We start from the raw sequence: 17,244 nt of genomic DNA, 5'->3' as shown, positions 1-17,244 counted from the left end.
CGTCGGGCTTTCCGCACGGTTTCCGGCCGTGCGGGCAGATCAGGCGCGGTGGCGGCTCCGGCCGGACACCGCGACGCAGATCAGCCCCAGCAGACACGTCAGACCGCCGATGATGGCGTTGGTCCAGATCACGCGCGCGCTCGGGCCGCTGCCGACGATCCAGGGCGCGATGATCATCCAGGCGCCCATCAGGCACATCGCCCAGCTCAGCCCGTACATCCGGGCGGGCCGGACGGCGAAGCCGATACCCAGTGCGGCGATGGCTATACCCATGATCAGGTTGTGGGTCATCAGCGCCGGCTGGGCGGCCGTGAAGTGCACGATCCACGGCGAGACCGCGCAGAACAGGCCGACGAGGAACACCGGTCCGTCCACGAGGGCCACGTCGCGCCCGCCGAGCACCCGGTCGTACCGGGCCTGCATCTCCGATACATCGGGGTGACCTGCGAGGTCTCCCCTGTGGTGTGAGACGTCGGCCATCCGACTCGCCTCCTTCGTCCGCAAGCCTGGCCGTTTCGCGTGGCAATGGGCCACACATCACCATTCTGCACTTATGTGGCCTTTATGTGTAGGGGTGGCGGGCGGAGGTTCCGCGCGGGTACCCGGCGAGCGGGAGGCGTCCCCGGTCAGGAGCGGCCGAGCAGACCGTCCAGATGCGGCAGGTCGTGGGCGAGCCGCTCCCGCTTGGCGCGGAGGTAGCGGATGTTCTCCGGGCGCGGCTCCATCAGCAGCGGCACCTGCGCCGCGACGCCGATGCCGTGGGCCACCAGCGCTTCCCGCTTGAGCGGATTGTTCGACAGCAGGCGCACGGAGGTGACGCCGAGGTCGTGCAGGATGTCGGCGGCCACACGGTAGTCACGGGCGTCGACCGGCAGCCCGAGCGCGAGGTTCGCCTCGACGGTGTCCAGCCCCTCCCCCTGGAGTTTCATCGCCCGCAGTTTCGCCAGCAGTCCGATTCCGCGGCCCTCGTGTCCTTGGAGATAGACCAGAATTCCGCGGCCTTCCGCAACGATCTCCCGGAGCGCGGCGGCCAATTGCTCCCCGCATTCGCAGTGCCGGGAGGCGAAGACATCTCCGGTCAGGCACTCGGAATGCAAGCGGGTCAGTGTCCGTCCCCCGGCGACCTCGCCGTGCACCAGCGCCAGCTGTTCCTCACCGGATATCCGGTCGCGATAGCCGACCGCCGTGAATTCCCCGGAGGACGTGGGCAAGCGGACCTCCACCACGCGTTCCACACCGGGTCGTTGAGCGGAATCGCGGGACACGACATCGTGTTCGGTCATGCCGGGATCGTACCTCCCGGAAGGGGAATTCCGCGGGGTACGCGGGAACTATGGCCGCCAACTCCACGGCGGTGTACGGGAGATGACGGGCGCCCCTGCCGCCGCGCTCCGGCGGCACGTAATCTGCGGGCGTACGGGCGCACCGCCCCCTTCACCGCACACTCCCGCGGGCGGAGCGCGCCGCCGACCGGACGGAGAGAGGCAGCACGGCATGGACACACCCCGGCTCCCGGCGGGCCCGCTGCCGACGGACACCACCGGCGACTGGGCCGAACGCCCCGGCCAGGTGGCGCTGCTGCCCATCGGCAGCTTCGAACAGCACGGCCCGTACCTGCCGTTGACCACGGACACCGTCATCGCCTGCACCGTGGCGCGGGAGATCGCCGCCGCCCACCCCGTCCGGCCGCTGCCGCCGCTGACCTTCTCCTGCTCGCAGGAGCACGCGGCCTGGCCGGGCACGGTCAGTCTCTCCGCGACGACGCTCCACGCCGTCGTGGCGGACATCGCCCGCTCCCTCGCCGCCGCCGGAACCCGCGGACTGGTCCTCGTCAACGGGCACGGCGGAAATTACGTGCTGCGCAACGCCGTTCAGGAATCGGCCGGCTGCGGTCTGCCGATGGCGCTCTTCCCCGGCTCGGCCGACTGGGGCACCGCGACGGCCCACGCCGGGGTGGCGACGTCGAGCCACAGCGATATGCACGCCGGGGAGCTGGAGACCTCGATCCTGCTGCACGCCCACCCGGAGCTGGTCCGGCCCGGGTACGAGGGCGCCGACCATCTCGCCGACGACCGCCGCCATCTGCTGACCCTCGGCATGGCCCCGTACACCGCCTCCGGAGTGATCGGCCGGCCCTCCTTGGGGACGGCCGCGAAGGGCGCGCGGGTGCTGGACTCGCTCGTCGCGTCGTTCGGGGAGTGCCTGGCGGCGGTCGAGGGGCGTACGCCCGGGGCCGCACGGTGACGGCGGGCCGCCCCGCCTGGTGGACAGCGGTGCACCGACCGCAGCCGGTGGCGCGCACCCACCGGGCGCGGCCGCCGCTGCCCGAGGAGGGGCGGGCATGACCCGATCGAACCGGACCGGCGGCCCACCGGACACCGCCGCCGCGTGGCGACGGCTGCTCACCGTGCGGTCCGCCGCCGACGCGCCGGGCGCCGGGCTGCGCCGCGGCCCGGACGGCGGCTGGGCCTGGCCACAGTCCGCACCGGCCGGGGCGGCGACGCTCGCGGCGCGGTACCTGCCGCTCTGTCTGGCCGGGCCACGCACCGCGTTCGCGCAGCTGGGGCAGAGCGCGGACGGGTTCATCGCCACCCGCACCGGCGACGCCGACTACGTCACCGGCGAGGAGGACCGGCTCCATCTGCACCGGATGCGGGCGCTGTCCGACGCGGTCCTGGTCGGCGCGGGCACCGCAACCGCCGACGACCCCCGGCTGACCGTCCGCGCCTGCGAGGGCGCCCATCCGGTACGGGTGGTGCTCGACCCGCGGGGCCGGGTGCCGCGCGGCCGGGGTGTCTTCACCGACGGGGCGGCGCCGACGCTGTGGCTGGTGGGCGCGGACACCGCGGCGGCCCGCGGGCGGCCGCCGGGCGACGGGGTGACAGTGGTGCCCGTCGCCGACCGGGCGGCCTTCGCCCCGCGCCCGCTGCTCTCCGCCCTCGCCGCCCGCGGCCTCGGCCGGGTGCTGGTGGAGGGCGGCGGCGAGACCGTCTCCCGCTTCGTACGGGCCGGGGTGCTGGACCGGCTCTACCTGACGGTCGCGCCGGTGCTCATCGGTGACGGCGTGCCGGGGCTGCGGTTTCCCGGTACGGGCGTGATGCGGCGGGCGCTACGGCCCCCGGCGCGCCGCACCCTGCTCGGTGAGGACACGCTCTGGGAGTTCGATCTGCGCGGGTGCGGGCCGCAGTCCGGCGATGCCGCGGGCGATCAGCACGCCGATGCCGGGCAGGCCGGCGACGAGGGTGAGCACGCCGTAGACCACGGCCACGGCCAGGCCCTGGGCCGCGCCTAGCCCGGCGGCGCCGAACGCCCAGGCGGCGACGCCCTCGCGCGGGCCCCAGCCGCCGATGTTCAGCGGCAGCGCCATCGCCAGCAGCGCCGGCACCAGCAGCGGGAGGAGCACGGCGAGCGGGGCGGTGGAGCCGGCGACGCGGGCGGCGAGCAGGAACATGCCGAGGTGCCCGGCGAGCACCGCGACGGACGAGAGGGCCACGCCGCGCCAGGTGCCGTTCGCCAGCAGACCGTCGCGCGCCTCGGCGCAGAAGGCCAGCACCGCGCGGCGCCACCGGGAGGCGGCCGGGCCCCGGTACAGCCAGGCGACGGCGGCGAGCAGCAGCAGACCGAGCACGAGGGCGGCCGCGTCGGCGCCGGAGGTGTGGAACAGCCGCTGCACCTCGGCGAGCGCCGGCGACGGCTGGACGAACAGCGCCAACGCCCCGACGGCGCAGAGCACCACCTGCCCCGCGGCCCGCTCCAGGACGACCGCGCGGACGCCGCGGGCGAGGTCACCGGCGCTGCGGCCGTGGCCGACCGCGCGGTGCACATCGCCCAGCACGCCGCCGGGCAGCGCGGCGTTGAGGAAGAGCGCACGGTAGTAGTCGGCGAGCGCACGGCGCAGCGGCAGCCGCAGCCCCAGACCGCGGGCGACCAGACACCAGCGCCAGGCGCTGAAGGCGGTGGTGAACAGGCCGATGGCGAGGGCGCCGAGGAGCGCGGGGGCGTCGATGCGGCGCAGTCCGTCGAGGAACGGACCGGTGCCCAGCCACCACAGCAGCGCCGCCAGGATCGCCGCACCGGCCAGGGTGCGCAGCCAGGCGGCGAGGGCACGTGGCATCAGGACGCCCCGGCGGGCAGCACCAGCAGATCTTCGTGGCCGAGCGTCACGCCCAGCGTCCCGGCGGCGAGTTCGGCCTCCCGGCCGCGCAGATATCCGGCCGCGGCCCCGGCCAGCTCCGGCCGCTGCGCCACGGCGGCACCGACCCAGCCGCGCAGCCAGACGGCGGCCAGCTCCCGGTGCCCGGGGCCCAGCTGCCAGTCGGCGGCGTACGTGGTGACCGAGGCGCCGCGGCGGGCGAAGGCCGCACGGGCGGTGGCGGCGGCGTCGGGGCCCAGCAGCCGGCGGCCGGCGACGGTGCGGCGCTGGTGGTCGTTGAAGGCGGCGGTGAGCTCGGCGTCGAGCGGATCGTACGAGGTGAACGCCGGGCGGCCGGTGACGCTGAGGGTGAGCAGCGCGGGGCAGCCGGCGGCGGCGCAGGCCGCGGCGAGGGCGTCGATCTCACCCGGGGTGAGCATGTCGAGCAGCGCCGAGGCGGTGAGCAGGTCCGTGCCGGCGAGGTCGGCGGCGGTGAGCCGGGTGAGGTCGGCGCACTCGGTGGCGGCGGTGACGGGGGCGCCGTCGGCGGCTTCCGGCGGCAGCGATCCGGCGGCCAGGGCGAGCAGCTGCGGATCGTGGTCCTGGAGGATCCAGTGCTGGGGGCCGGGCAGCCGGGGTGCGAGCCAGCGGGCCAGCGAGCCGGTGCCGCAGCCGAGGTCACGGATGGTCAGCGGCGCGCCGGGCGGACGCCTCCGGGCGAGGAGGGCGCGGAGCGGGCCGAGCGGTGCGGTGGCGCGGGCCGCGGCGTCGGCCGGTTCGCGCAACTCCAGCCACCGGGGCGCGTATCGGGGGGTGTCGGTCACGCTCACATCGTCCTCCGGGGCTCGGGCGAGAGGGTTTCCAGTACACCGGCCAGAGCGCGGGAGGTCTCCTCCCACCCGGTCAGCATGGCACGCCGCGCATGCGCCGCGGCGCGCAACGGGCGCCGCACGCCCGGGTCGCGCAGCCAGCCGTCCAGCGCGTCCCGCAGCGCGTGCGGCGGCCCTTCGGGCACCAGCATCCCGGGCACCGTCCCGTCGGGCGCCCGGCCGACGGCCTCCGGGATACCGTCCACGGCGGTGGCGACGACGGGGATGCCGCGGGCCAGCGCCTCGGTGAGGACCATGCCGTACGGCTCCGCGTACGACGGGAGGACGACGAGGTCGGCGGCGGCGTAACGGGCGCCGAGCGCGGCGGGGGTGAGGGCGCCGGTGAGGTGGAAGCGGTCGCCGAGGCCGTGGTGGGCGACGAGGGCGCGGAGGCGGGCGGTGTAGGCCGGGTCGCGGTCCAGGGCGCCCGCGCAGACGCACTCCCAAGGCAGGTCGGCGAGGGCGGCGAGGGCTTCGGCGAGGCGGCGTTGGCCCTTGCGCGGGGTGACGGAGGCGGCGCACAGCAGCCGGTGGCCGCCGTCCGTGCCGGGGGTGAGGGGCGCCGGGTCGGTGCCAGGGACGGCGACATGGACGCGGTCGGGCGGCAGGCCGTGGTGGGTCACCAGGCGGCGGGCGGTCCAGGCGCTGGTGGCGACGGCCGCGTGGGCGGCGTGCAGGGCCCGGCGTTCGGCGGCGTCCAGCTCCGCGGCGAGGGCGGGGTCCAGGCCGGTTTCGTCGGCGAGCGGGAGGTGCACCAGCACGGCGAGGCGCAGTCGGTGCGCCTCGGCGGCGAGCACGTCGGGCGCGGCGCAGGCCACCAGTCCGTCCAGGAGGACGGTGGCGCCGTCGGGCAACGCCGCCAGGAGGCGGGCCAGTTCCGCGCGGTCGGCGGGCGTGGGGCGGGGCCAGGAGCCGGTGGCGCGGTGGCCGGTGACGTGCCAGCCGGCGCCCGGCAGCTCCCGGGCGATCCGCAGGTCGTAGTGGTTGCCGCCGCTGGGTGCGGCCGGGTCGTCGGCGGTGGCGGGCAGGACGAGATGGACGGCGCGCGGGGTGCGCTCCGCCGTCACAGGGCGCGCTCGTAGCTCGCCCAGGCGATGTGCGATTCGTGCAGGGTGACGGTGAGGCCGGTCAGGCCGTGGGCGCCGGCGCCGAGGTGACCTGCGTGGGCCCGGTCGGCGAGGCGGTCGGCGATGATCCGGGCGAGCGCCTCGGTGGAGGTGTTGATGCCCGCGAGGGCCGGTTCGTCGTCGAGGTTGCGGTAGTTCAGCTCACCGACGACGGCGCCGAGTTCGCGGGTGGCGAGGCCGATGTCGACGACGATGTTGTCCTCGTCCAGCTCCGGGCGGCGGAAGGTCGCGTCCACGAGGAAGGTCGCGCCGTGCAGCCGCTGGGCCGGGCCGAAGACCTCGCCGCGGAAGCTGTGGGCGATCATCAGGTGGTCGCGGACGGTGATGCTGAACAACGTTTCCCCTTCCGGGAGGTCGGCCGCCGCGCGGCGCGGGCGGCGGTGTGGTGGCCGGGGCGCGGCGGTGTCTCAGACGGGGTCCGCGTCGGGGTGGACGAGGCGGTGGCAGAGGGCCGGGAGGGTGCCGTCGGCGAGCCGGGGCAGCAGCTGCGGCAGCTCGTCGAAGGGGCTCTCGCCGGTGATCAGCGCGTCGAAGACCGGGTCGGTGAGGAGGTCGAGGGCGAGCGCGAGCCGGTCGGCGAAGGTGCGGCGGTCGCGGCGGGCCGGGGAAACGGCGCCGACCTGGCTGGAGCGGACGGTCAGCCGCCGGGAGTGGAACCCCTCCCCCAGCGGCAGGGTGACCTGGCGGTCGCCGTACCAGCTCAGTTCGAGCAAGGTGCCCTCGGGGGCGAGGAGTTCGAGGCCGCGGGCGAGCCCGGCGGAGGTGGCGCTGGCGTGGACGACGAGGTCGCAGCCGTCCGCGGCGTCCTCGGGGGAGGCGAATCCGGCGCCGAGTGCGGCGGCGGTGGCGGCGCGGGCCGGTTCGGTGTCGACGAGCTGGACGCGGACGCCGGGGATGCGGGCGAGGAGGGCGGTGACGCTGCAGCCGACCATGCCGCCGCCGATCACCGCGATCCGGTCGCCGATCAGCGGGGCGGCGTCCCAGAGGGCGTTGACGGCGGTCTCGACGGTGCCGGCGAGGACGGCGCGGGCGGGCGGCAGGCCCTCGGGGAGCGGGGTGACCGCGGTGGCCGGGAGCACCAGGCGGGTCTGGTGCGGGGCGAGACTGAAAACCGTGCGGCCCACCAAGGATTCGGGCCCCTCTTCGACCCTGCCGACGTTCAGATAGCCGTACTTGACGGGGCCGGGGAATTCGCCTTCCTGGAACGGGGCGCGCATTGCCGCGTGTTGGCTTTCCGGGACCTCGCCGCGGAACACCAGCGTCTCGGTTCCGCGGCTCACTCCGGAGAACAGGGTGCGTATCAGGACGTCATCGGGGCCGGGTAACGGCAGACCGACCGTCCGGATTTCACCGTGCCCCGGAGAACGCAGCCAGAACGCCCGGGCGGTGCGTCTCATCGGCATCCTCCTGAACATTCGCGGATGATTCATGATGCTGGAGATCACGAGGCCGCGGACACGATACGCGGCCCCTATCGACCGCGCCACACAGTTCCGGGAGGCACGGTGGCCGTACAGGACAGACCGCAAGAACGCGAGAAAACACGGCCGTTGGCGCAGGAGACGACGGCGGGAATGGGGGCGCAGATACTTCTGCTCGTGGCGCTGTGCACCGCGGTGGGGCTGGGGCCCGCCGGGTGGCTGGCGGGCGCGGCGTTCGCGGTGGGCACCTGGGCCGTCCTCACTCTGGCGCTGCGCCGCTCCTGGGCGCGCCGGTTCGGCGCGGCGAACCGGGTGACGCTGGCCCGCGCGACGCTGGTGGGAGGCGTGACGGCGCTGGTCGCCGACTCGTTCGGGCGCCACGCGCCGGTCGCGGTGCTGGTCGCGCTGGCGTCGGTGGCGCTGGTGCTGGACGCCGTGGACGGGAAGGTCGCGCGCCGTACCGGCACCGCGACGGCGCTGGGCGCACGCTTCGACATGGAGGTCGACGCCTTCCTGATCCTGGTGCTGTGCGTCTTCGTGTCGATGTCGCTGGGCCCGTGGGTGCTGGCGATCGGCGCCATGCGGTACGTGTTCGTGGCCGCGGCGTGGGCCGCGCCGTGGCTGCGGGCGCCGCTGCCGCCGAGCACGGCACGGAAGACGGTGGCGGCGCTGCAGGGCGTCGTGCTGGTCGCGGCCGGCGCGGATCTGCTGCCGCGGCCGGTGTCGGCGACGGCGGTCGGCCTGGCGCTGGCGGCGCTGGTGTGGTCGTTCGGCCGGGACGTGCGGTGGCTGTGGCACACCCGGGCACGCCCGGCCACGGCGGGGTGAGCCCGCGGGCGGACGGAGCACTGACGGGGCCGATTCCCTTACGGGGCGCGGTGCGTTCGCCGCCCGGCGCGACAGCACCTCCGGCCAGGCCCTGGTCGGCAGCCCCGCTCAGGGCTGCCGGCCTCCGGCGTGCCGGACGTCAGGTGCCCGCGTGGCGCCCCAGGTAGATCACCAACACCAGGAACCCGGCGACGAGATGGCCGACGGCTATGTAGAGCAGTACCTGGCGGGTGGTCGCGTGTTCCTTGCGCCGGGAGATCAGCGCGAGGACACGCGGCGGCGGCGACGGCCGGACCAGCGGGCGGCCGATGGGCCGGCCGGTGCGCCGCCTCGTGGGCACGGCGCGCCGCCGCACCCCGCACCGGGGCGCGGTACGCCCGCCGGGCGGACGCCACGGACAGGGGCGCGGCCCCCGTGAGGCGACCGCGCCGTCGTCGTACGGGTGATGGTGCGGGCCGGCACAGGGGCGCCGGGAGTCCGGGGTATCGGTGACCGGCAGGCAGGTGCGCGAGTGGACCGCGCGCCACGGCGGCGGACCCTTCCGCCGGGCGGCGCCGGGCACGGCGCTCATCCGACGAGGCCGCCGGGCGGCCTGCCCCGGTCGCGGTGGACGGCCGTCGCCCGGCGCGCCGCTCGGGCGGACCGCCGCGCGACGCTCCCGGCCACATCCGTCGGCGGTGCGCCGACGGCGTGCGTCCGGCGCCGCATCCCGCTCATCCCTGCTCCGTCCACGTCCGCTCCGCCCGCTCCCGTTCCGCTCATGACGCCTCCTGGACGCGGGGCTGCCCGGCCGGTCCGGCGGTGAGGTCGCCGTGGCCGGTCAGGACCACGGGGAGGGTCCGGCGGGCGGCACCCAGCAGACCGGCCACATCGCCGCCGGCCAGTTCGTAGACGACCGTGGTGCCCGTGCGGGTGGCGGTGACGATGCCGGAGCGGCGCAGGACCGCGAGCTGCTGGGAGAGTGCCGCCGGTCCGACGCCGACCGCGCCGCGCAGCTGCCGCACCGGCAACGGGCCCTCCTGCAGCAGCTCCAGCACACGGATGCGTACGGGGTGGCCGAGCGCCCGGAAGAATGCGGCCTTCGCCTCGTACAGCGGCATCCGGGGGTCGTTCATGAGGGGGCTCCCGCCGCGGCGGGGCGCTGGTGCGGTCGGTGCGGCGCCCGTGCCGCGGGGCGCCGGGCATCCCGGGACCGCTCCCCTGCCGCTCCGGCCCATCCGCCCACGCATGCCTCCGCTCACGGTCCGCCGACAACCACACCAACTGTTGAATTGCAGACTTCTGCAACTGTAGACGACATCCGGCCGCCCATGGGCAGGCAGGGGCCGATCGGGACGCCTTTCCGACGGGGGACATCCGACACATCGGGCATGTTCACGACACCCTTCGGTATCCCGGGAGGGGACACACGCCCGTACGCCGGAGGAATCACCGCTCCCCCGCCACCGGTCACCCGGAGGAGGACCGGCCGAAGATCGCCTTGACAGCATGTACACCCCTCTCCCGCGGCCCCGCTTCCCGCCACCCGTCCGGCGTCACGCTCCGCCCGCCGGACCGGCCCCGCCCCGCACTTCCGGGCCGGGGCGGCAGTGGGCCGCCTGCCCGGTGGGGTGGCATGTCAACCGCGGCACGCGCGGGAACGTATCTTCTGCCCGTCACCGGCGCAGGCACATCTACGGCGGTCCGGGTGGTGCGCCCGCAACCCGCGGGTGGGTCGGCTGGTTGAGCCCGGTCATGGACGCCAAGCAGAACGCCGGCCCCCCGTCCCGGCGCCGCGCTCTCCCCCCGTCACCGCCCACGGCCCCGGCGCCACAGCCCGGGCACCGGGAGGAGGCCACACCGATCTTCGACCAACTGCTGCGGGAGTGGCGGTCCGGTGCGCCGTCCCCGGCCGCCTGGCCCCCGACCGACCCACCGCCGCACCCCGGTGACCGGCGCCCACCCACCCCCGCGGACGAGGAACGCATCATCCCCCGCTCCCGCCGCCACGACGCACCACCGAAGGGCCCCGGCGCCCGGCGCGCCGAGGAGTGACGTCTCACCCTCCGCGCCGCCAACTACGGCCTGCCGGGCGCGCGCCGGGGCGGCGACACCGCCGCTCAGCGGCGCGCGCCCGCCGCGACGGACGCGCGCCGGCCCCTCATGCGGGCAGCTGCGCCTCGATGGCGGCGACGACCTCCGGGGCATCCGGTTCGGTCTGCGGGGCGAAGCGCGCGACGACGGAACCGTCCGTGCCGAGCACGAATTTTTCGAAGTTCCACCGGATGTCCCCGGCGTACCCCTCCGCGTCGGGCGTGTCGGCCAGCTGGTCGTACAGGGCGTGCCGGGTGGCGCCGTTGACGTCGATCTTCTCGGTCATCGGGAAGGTGACGCCGTACGTCGCGGAGCAGAACTGCGCGATCTCGTCGGCGGTGCCGGGCTCCTGGCCCATGAACTGGTTGCAGGGCACGCCGAGGACGGTGAAGCCGCGCGGCGCGTACTGCGCGTGCAGCCGCTCCAGTGCGGCGTACTGCGGGGTGAGGCCGCATTTCGAGGCGACGTTGACGAGGAGGACGGCCTTGCCGCGGTACTGGGCCAGATCGGCGGGGCCGCCCTGGAGGGCGTCGATTTCCACTGTGTGAACGGACATGGCAAGGGAGCGTAGCCCGCCGCACCCCGGTGGCGGCGGCCCGGCGCGGACCGGACTCACCACCGGCCCGCCGGCGCGTCATGGCCGGGCGCCCCGTCCGGCTCCAGGCGGTCGAAGGCGTCGGTCAGACCGGTCAGTTCGAGCAACCGGCTCACCGCGTCGCCGGGGGTGATCCCGGCCAGGCGCAGCCTGCCGGAGGCGGCGCGCACCCGGTGGCGGGCGCGGCACAGCAGCGACAGTCCGGAGCAGTCGATGAAGGTCACCGCCTGGAGGTTCAGCACCAGGTCGGGGCGGCGGGTGCCGGTCAGGTCGTCGAGTGTGACGGCGAGGACGCGGGCCGCGAGGAGGTCCAGTTCGCCGTGGAGTGCGACGACGGTGACGCCGTCGGTCGTGTCGGTCCGGCCGAGGTACGGCCGTACGGGGGTGTGGTCGTCTCTCATCGCCCGTCCCTCTTCCGTGCCGGGGCGCGCGTTTTCGCCACCCGCAGACGGCGAAGGCGTGCGGAGGATGTGGGGGTGTCACCGCGGACCGGGTGCTTCCGGCCGCCGGTGGCGCTCGTTGTTCGCCGCGGCCGGGCGCCGGAGTGAACCGTGCGCCGCGTGTGCCGGGTGTACGGATGTGCCGCGGGTGTCTACGGACTACCCGTTGGACGCGGCGTCAAGTCCCGGCCCGAGCCCCGGGGGACGAGGTTGGCGCGATCCGGCCGCAACGCAACGGGGAAAGCCGGCCGACGGGCGGCGCGCCCGCCACCCCTTGACCTCAACAATGCTTGAGGTTCTAGGTTTCCGTTGCACCGCCGCCACGCCGCGGCGGCCTTGACGTACCGATGACAGGAGACCGCGATGGACATGGAAGTGACCGCCTGGCACGCGCTGCACGGCACGGTGTACGCACAGCAGGGCACCCGGCGCCTGTCGCGCGCCACGCTGCGCCGGATCGCCGCGTTCGCCCGACCGCACCGCCGCCGTCTGGTGTGGTTCCTCATCCTGAGCACCGTCACCGCGGCGGGGGCGGTGGTGACGCCGCTGCTCGCCGGGCGGGTCGTCGATGCGATCGTCCACCACGGGTCCACCGGACTCGTCCTGGGCATCGCGGCGGTCATCGCGGTGATCGCGCTCGCCGAGGCGGGGCTCGGGCTGCTCACCCGGTGGCTGTCGGCGAGCATCGGCGAGGGGCTGATCCTGGACCTGCGCACCACCGTGTACGACCACGTCCAGCGGATGCCGGTCGCCTTCTTCACCCGGACCCGCACCGGCGCCCTCGTCAGCCGCCTGAACAACGATGTGATCGGCGCGCAGCGGGCGTTCAGCGACACCCTCTCCGGTGTGGTCAGCAATCTGGTGACGCTGCTGCTGACGCTCGTGGTGATGCTCGGTCTGTCCTGGCAGATCACGCTGATCGCGCTGGTGCTGCTGCCGGTGTTCGTGCTGCCCGCCCGCCGGGTGGGGCGGCGGCTGGCCGCGCTGCGCCGGGAGGGCGCCGACCACAACGCCGCGATGGGCACCCGGATGACGGAGCGGTTCTCCGCGCCCGGCGCCACCCTCGTCAAACTGCTGGGGCGGCCCTCCCGGGAGTCCGCGGAGTTCGCCGCGCGGGCCGCCCGGGTCCGGGACATCGGCGTGCGCACCGCGATGGTGCAGACGTCCTTCGTCACCGCCCTCACCCTCGTCTCCGCGCTGGCACTGGCCGTCGTCTACGGGCTCGGCGGCTATCTGGCGCTCCTCGGCAGCCTGGAGCCCGGCGCGGTCGTCTCCCTCGCGCTGCTGCTGACCCGCCTCTACGCCCCGCTGACCGCGCTGTCCGGTGCGCACATCGAGGTGATGAGCGCGCTGGTCAGCTTCGAGCGGGTCTTCGAGGTGCTCGACCTGAAGCCGCTGATCACGGAGCATCCGGAGGCCCGCGCGGTCCCCGAGGGCCCGGTCTCCGTCGAGTTCGACGCCGTACGTTTCGCCTACCCGTCCGCCGACAAGGTGTCGCTGGCCTCCCTGGAGGAGGTCGCCACGCTCGACACCCGCGGCGGCGAACGCGTCCTGCACGACATCTCCTTCCGCGCCGAACCGGGCCGCATGGTCGCCCTCGTCGGCTCCTCGGGCGCCGGGAAGTCGACCATCGCGCAGCTCCTGCCGCGGCTGTACGACACGGACGCCGGGGCGGTGCGGATCGGCGGGGTCGACGTCCGGGAGCTGACTGCGGATTCGCTGCGCGACACGCTCGGCATGGTCACCCAGGACGGCCATCTCTTCCACGACACGATCCGGGAGAATCTGCTGTTCGCCCGGGACGGCGCCACCGAGGACGACCTGTGGGACGCGCTGGGCCGGGCCCGGCTGGCGGAGCTGGTCCGGTCGCTGCCGGACGGTCTGGACACCGTCGTCGGCGAACGCGGCTACCGCCTCTCCGGCGGCGAACGCCAGCGCCTGACCATCGCCCGGCTGCTGCTCGCCCGGCCCCGGGTGGTGATCCTGGACGAGGCCACCGCCCATCTGGACAACAGCTCGGAGGCGGCGGTGCAGGAAGCCCTCACCGAGGCGCTGGCCGGCCGCACCTCCGTGGTCATCGCGCACCGTCTCTCCACGGTCCGCGCCGCCGACGAGATCCTGGTGGTCGAGGGCGGCCACATCGTCGAACGCGGCACGCACGAGACGCTGCTCGCCGCGGACGGGCGGTATGCCGAGCTGTACCGCACCCAGTTCGCGGACGGCTCCGACGGGCCGGAGACCACCGGCGCCGCCGGGGCGTCCTCCCTGGTGGGCTGAGCCGGACCGGAACGCCGCGCTCCCGCCTGCGGGGTGCGGCGTTCGGCCGCTCAGCCGTCCCCGGGCCCCCGGAACGGTGGGGATCGCCGCCGCCCCCTGTCCGTGCCGGGCCGGAGCGCGCAGACTGGCCGCGTCGCCCGCGAGCGGAACGGGCCCGGACGGCATCGCCGGAGGGGAAACGCATGGCCACACCCAGTGCCACCACCACCGCGCCGACCGACGCGGTGGCCGCGCGCCGCCCCCGGTCCCGGTGGCTGCGGGCCGGCGCCGCGCTGCTGTGCGGCACGCTCCCGGCCCTTGCCTTCCCCGCCCCGTCCCTGTGGTGGACCGCGTACGTCTCCCTCGTCCCGTGGCTGTTGCTGCTGCGGACGGCGCCGACGAACCGGCGGGCGGCGCTGGAGGGGTGGCTCGGCGGCATCGGGTTCATGGTGGCGGTGCACCACTGGCTGCTGCCGAGCCTCCACGTGTTCCTGGTGGTGCTGGCGGCGCTGCTGGGTGCGTTGTGGGCGCCGTGGGGGCCGCTGGTGCGGACGCTGCTGGGCGGCGCCCCGGGGACACGGCGCTCCCTGGCCGCCCTGGCGCTGGTGCCGTCCGGCTGGCTGATGGTGGAACTGATCCGGTCCTGGGAGCAGTTGGGCGGCCCGTGGGGGCTGCTCGGCGCCGGGCAGTGGCAGGTGCCGCCCGCCCTGCGGCTCGCCTCCCTGGGCGGGATCTGGCTGGTCAGCCTGGTGATCGTCGGGGTGAACACCGCACTGGCCCAGCTGATCGCCCTCCGCCGGTCCCGCCCGGTCGCCGTCGCCGCGCTGCTGGTCTGCGCCCTGGCGGTGACGGCCGTCTGGTACGCCGCGCCGGTGCCGCGGCCCGGCGGCAGCGCGCGGATCGCGATCGTCCAGCCGGGCCCGGACGGCGGCCCCGGCGCGCGGCTGGCACGCAGCGAGGCGCTGACCCGGCAGCTGGCGGGCCGGGGCGTGCGCCTGGTGGTCTGGGGCGAGAGCAGTCTGACCCGCGATCCGGCGGACGATCCGGCGCTGGCCGGGCGGCTCGCCGCGCTGTCGCGGAGCACCGGCGCCGATCTGCTCGTCGGGGTGGACGCACCGCGCGCCGGACGGCCCGGGGTCTACAAGAGCGCGGTGCTGGTGGGGCCGGACGGGCCGACCGGTGACCGGTACGCCAAGATGCGGCTGGTGCCGTTCGGTGAGGCGATCCCGGCCCGGCCGCTGCTGGGCTGGGCCACCCATGTGGGCAAGGCGGCGGCCACCGACCGGATGCGCGGCACCCACCAGGTGGTGATGGACCTGCCCGCCGCGCACGGCCTGCCGATCGGCCCGCTGATCTGCTTCGAGACGGCGTTCCCCGACATGAGCCGGAGCCTGGCCGCCGACGGTGCACGGATACTGGTCGCGCAGTCGTCGACCTCGTCGTTCCAGGACAGCTGGGCGCCCGCCCAGCACGCCTCGCTCGGTGCACTGCGGGCCGCCGAGACCTGGCGCCCGATGGTGCACGCCACGCTCACCGGCATCAGCGCGGTCTACGGCCCCCGGGGCGAACCGGTCGGCGAACGGCTGTCCACCGACCGCAGCGCCGCCGCCGTCTACGACGTACCGCTCGCCCACGGCACCAGTCCGTACACCCGGCTGGGCGACTGGCCGGTGTACGCGGCCATGGCGGCGCTGGTCCTGGCGGGCGCGCCGGTGGCGGTGCGGCGGGTCAGGCTCCAGTGGTCCGCGCGAGCGCGCCGGTGACGATCCGTTCGCACAGCTCGTGGGTGCGCGGCGCGTCCTGCGCGGACGGCCGCTCCCCGGCCCGTACGGCGTCGCGGAAGGCCGGCACCGCCTGTTCGATGACGTGAAGCCGTCGCCGGGCAGTGTCTGCACAGCGGAACGCCGTCGAGCGATGCATCAATCGCCTCAACCAGTGGCGCGGCCTGGCCACACGAACCGACACACTCGTGATGACCGACCAAGCCGCGCTCCGCCGCCCCGGCACCCTCATCTGATCTCGACGCCGGGTCGAAAGGCAGAACTTACGGCAGTTCGGCGCCTGTCCTGCGCTTCACGGGCATTCCATTCCGCTCACCATGCGCTTGATGATGGTGCAGACCATCTCCTCGAGGGAGCCGGGATCCGGGGGTTCCCCCTTGTCCCCCTTTTCACCTTTGTCGCCACGGGGGCCGGGGTCGCCCTTGGGGCCGGGGTCACCCTGCTCACCTCGGGGGCCGGGCTCTCCCGCGTCGCCCCGCTCACCCGCTTCACCGTCCCGGCCGGGAGATCCGGGGTCACCGCGCTCTCCTTGCACACCCGACTCACCCCGGAGGCCGGGCTCACCATCATCGCCTTTGTCACCCCTGTCGCCTTTGGGACCCGGCTCGCCCCGTTCTCCCTTGTCGCCTTTCCGGCCTCGTTGACCCGGGTCGCCCTTGTCTCCCCGCTCTCCTTTCTCCCCGTCCCGGCCGGGATCGCCCCTCCCTCCCTTTTCCCCCTTGCTTCCCTTTTCCCCTGGGTCGCCTTTCTCCCCGCGAGGTCCAGGATCACCTCGGTCACCCTTCTCGCCCCGCTCCCCCTCGTCTCCCTTATCCCCTTTTCTGCCGCGCGGTCCGGTGTCACCTTTCTCGCCGCGAGGTCCCGGCACCCCGCGAGGGGGGTCTTTGATCGTGATGGAGACCGTGACGGTGATGCGTCGGCATTCCGTCACCTTCCTGAGCGTCAGTTCCGCCTCGCACGGGGAGGCATGGGGAGACACCTCGAAATCCCCTACCCAGCAGCAGTCTCCGGAAATAGGCGTGAGACCGTGCCAGGAACCTGGACGGCCGGCGACGACGTCGCCGCGGTATTCAACTTCTCCGCCGCCTACCGGCGTCGGCCAGTAGACGATGATCTTGGTGTGCACACCCGGGTAAAGCGGATCCCCGAAGAAAACAAGAAGGGGAGAATTCCGATCGGTAGGCGTGGCCATACTTCCTCCTTCAGGCGGACGCTAGGGACACGCGGTGCGCACAGGCAGCGCTCCCGCATGCGACGCGGGGAGCAGAGGCCAGAGAAGAGCGGCACGCCGAAGGTGCAGGGAAGAATTACGTGCGGCCGGACCGGTGCATCCCCGAAAATGAAATCTGTTAACCGGATGGGGCGTCGACGTCAAAATCGCTACGCATCACACTCATCCACCTTTATACCCCTACGGCCATCGACCATTCATCAACACGTCGGAAGCATAGGGTTTTAACCCGGGGGAGTGAATTACAAGTTGATGCAGTGACCCCGAAATCCTCACGCACAGCGACTTCCAGGCGGAAACGGAATTCACGACGCCCGCAACAATAACGAGAGACCCTCGTCACCACGGGGACCTCCACACGCACTCCGCCCCCAGCCCGGATTACTTGCCTCGCGCACCGCACCATTTTCCGCGTCGGCGATCATAGCGGCTCACTGATCAATTCGGAATGAGATGCACAGACGGCGGATACAGATGAGACCGCAGGCCAT

The 17,244-nt window shown here is 74.3% G+C and carries 17 protein-coding genes and 2 pseudogenes; 6 read left to right on the top strand and 13 right to left on the bottom strand.

From position 1 onward, the window contains the following. Positions 1-39: 39 nt before the first annotated feature. A complete protein-coding gene (locus ACZ4U4_RS29370) occupies positions 40-480 on the bottom strand; it encodes an SPW repeat protein (protein WP_467880501.1) in 441 nt (146 codons plus the stop codon). A gap of 146 nt (positions 481-626) precedes the next feature. Then, entirely contained in the window at positions 627-1,283 is a 657-nt protein-coding gene (ribA, locus tag ACZ4U4_RS29365; protein ID WP_467880498.1) for a GTP cyclohydrolase II, read from the bottom strand. Positions 1,284-1,494: 211 nt separating this feature from the next. On the opposite strand from ribA, the gene ACZ4U4_RS29360 reads away from it, so the two are divergent. Both ACZ4U4_RS29360 and ACZ4U4_RS29355 read left to right on the top strand, forming a co-directional pair. Beyond that, positions 1,495-2,244: a creatininase family protein gene (locus tag ACZ4U4_RS29360; RefSeq protein ID WP_467880495.1), complete on the top strand. Its 750-nt coding sequence runs from the start codon at positions 1,495-1,497 to the stop codon at positions 2,242-2,244. A gap of 97 nt (positions 2,245-2,341) precedes the next feature. Beyond that, positions 2,342-3,010: pseudogene (locus ACZ4U4_RS29355) on the top strand (RibD family protein); the annotation flags it as partial. A 99-nt stretch (positions 3,011-3,109) separates the two neighbouring features. Here ACZ4U4_RS29355 and ACZ4U4_RS29350 read toward each other — a convergent pair. The 5 genes from ACZ4U4_RS29350 to ACZ4U4_RS29330 form a co-directional block, all read right to left on the bottom strand. Then, positions 3,110-4,114, bottom strand: coding sequence for a lysylphosphatidylglycerol synthase transmembrane domain-containing protein (locus ACZ4U4_RS29350; protein WP_467880493.1), 1,005 nt, complete (start codon positions 4,112-4,114; stop codon positions 3,110-3,112). Then, entirely contained in the window at positions 4,114-4,962 is an 849-nt protein-coding gene (locus ACZ4U4_RS29345; RefSeq protein WP_467880492.1) for a methyltransferase domain-containing protein, read from the bottom strand. The genes ACZ4U4_RS29350 and ACZ4U4_RS29345 overlap by 1 nt, the downstream gene beginning before the upstream one ends. After that, positions 4,959-6,068, bottom strand: a complete 1,110-nt coding sequence (locus ACZ4U4_RS29340) for a glycosyltransferase family 4 protein (protein WP_467880490.1) — start codon at positions 6,066-6,068, stop codon at positions 4,959-4,961. The genes ACZ4U4_RS29345 and ACZ4U4_RS29340 overlap by 4 nt, the downstream gene beginning before the upstream one ends. Beyond that, positions 6,065-6,463 carry a 6-pyruvoyl trahydropterin synthase family protein gene (locus ACZ4U4_RS29335; protein ID WP_467880488.1) on the bottom strand — a complete coding sequence of 133 codons (399 nt, stop codon included), beginning with the start codon at positions 6,461-6,463 and terminating at the stop codon, positions 6,065-6,067. The genes ACZ4U4_RS29340 and ACZ4U4_RS29335 overlap by 4 nt, the downstream gene beginning before the upstream one ends. Positions 6,464-6,535: 72 nt before the next feature. Further along, positions 6,536-7,525 (bottom strand): zinc-dependent alcohol dehydrogenase, encoded by a 990-nt coding sequence (locus tag ACZ4U4_RS29330; RefSeq protein ID WP_467880485.1) that lies wholly within the window; start codon positions 7,523-7,525, stop codon positions 6,536-6,538. A gap of 177 nt (positions 7,526-7,702) precedes the next feature. Here ACZ4U4_RS29330 and ACZ4U4_RS29325 point away from each other — a divergent pair, with 177 nt between their 5' ends. After that, positions 7,703-8,377 (top strand): CDP-alcohol phosphatidyltransferase family protein, encoded by a 675-nt coding sequence (locus tag ACZ4U4_RS29325; protein WP_467880482.1) that lies wholly within the window; start codon positions 7,703-7,705, stop codon positions 8,375-8,377. Between the two features lie 139 nt (positions 8,378-8,516). On the opposite strand, the gene ACZ4U4_RS29320 is transcribed toward ACZ4U4_RS29325, so the two are convergent. Together ACZ4U4_RS29320 and ACZ4U4_RS29315 are read right to left on the bottom strand one after the other, a co-directional pair. Continuing rightward, positions 8,517-8,717: a DUF6126 family protein gene (locus ACZ4U4_RS29320; RefSeq protein ID WP_467880479.1), complete on the bottom strand. Its 201-nt coding sequence runs from the start codon at positions 8,715-8,717 to the stop codon at positions 8,517-8,519. Between the two features lie 418 nt (positions 8,718-9,135). Then, entirely contained in the window at positions 9,136-9,492 is a 357-nt protein-coding gene (locus ACZ4U4_RS29315; RefSeq protein ID WP_467880476.1) for an ArsR/SmtB family transcription factor, read from the bottom strand. Positions 9,493-10,111: 619 nt separating this feature from the next. On the opposite strand from ACZ4U4_RS29315, the gene ACZ4U4_RS29310 reads away from it, so the two are divergent. Continuing rightward, a complete protein-coding gene (locus tag ACZ4U4_RS29310; protein WP_467880474.1) occupies positions 10,112-10,411 on the top strand; it encodes a hypothetical protein in 300 nt (99 codons plus the stop codon). A gap of 106 nt (positions 10,412-10,517) precedes the next feature. On the opposite strand, the gene ACZ4U4_RS29305 is transcribed toward ACZ4U4_RS29310, so the two are convergent. Continuing rightward, positions 10,518-11,006 carry a glutathione peroxidase gene (locus ACZ4U4_RS29305; RefSeq protein ID WP_467880471.1) on the bottom strand — a complete coding sequence of 163 codons (489 nt, stop codon included), beginning with the start codon at positions 11,004-11,006 and terminating at the stop codon, positions 10,518-10,520. A gap of 56 nt (positions 11,007-11,062) precedes the next feature. Beyond that, positions 11,063-11,446 (bottom strand): STAS domain-containing protein, encoded by a 384-nt coding sequence (locus ACZ4U4_RS29300; protein ID WP_467880468.1) that lies wholly within the window; start codon positions 11,444-11,446, stop codon positions 11,063-11,065. A 402-nt stretch (positions 11,447-11,848) separates the two neighbouring features. On the opposite strand from ACZ4U4_RS29300, the gene ACZ4U4_RS29295 reads away from it, so the two are divergent. Both ACZ4U4_RS29295 and lnt read left to right on the top strand, forming a co-directional pair. After that, positions 11,849-13,762, top strand: coding sequence for an ABC transporter ATP-binding protein (locus tag ACZ4U4_RS29295; protein ID WP_467880466.1), 1,914 nt, complete (start codon positions 11,849-11,851; stop codon positions 13,760-13,762). A 182-nt stretch (positions 13,763-13,944) separates the two neighbouring features. Beyond that, entirely contained in the window at positions 13,945-15,504 is a 1,560-nt protein-coding gene (lnt, locus tag ACZ4U4_RS29290; protein WP_467880463.1) for an apolipoprotein N-acyltransferase, read from the top strand. Here lnt and ACZ4U4_RS29285 read toward each other — a convergent pair. Then, positions 15,470-15,604 (bottom strand): annotated as a pseudogene (locus ACZ4U4_RS29285) (gfo/Idh/MocA family oxidoreductase); the annotation flags it as partial. The gene lnt and the pseudogene ACZ4U4_RS29285 overlap by 35 nt on opposite strands. 210 nt (positions 15,605-15,814) lie before the next feature. Then, positions 15,815-16,714 carry a collagen-like domain-containing protein gene (locus ACZ4U4_RS29280; protein WP_467880460.1) on the bottom strand — a complete coding sequence of 300 codons (900 nt, stop codon included), beginning with the start codon at positions 16,712-16,714 and terminating at the stop codon, positions 15,815-15,817. Positions 16,715-17,244 lie beyond the last annotated feature (530 nt).

Source organism: Streptomyces sp. NPDC029159 (genome assembly GCF_055564055.1).
The sequence above is the reverse complement of the archived record's forward strand: the minus strand, read 5'-3'. Positions and strand labels throughout refer to the sequence as shown.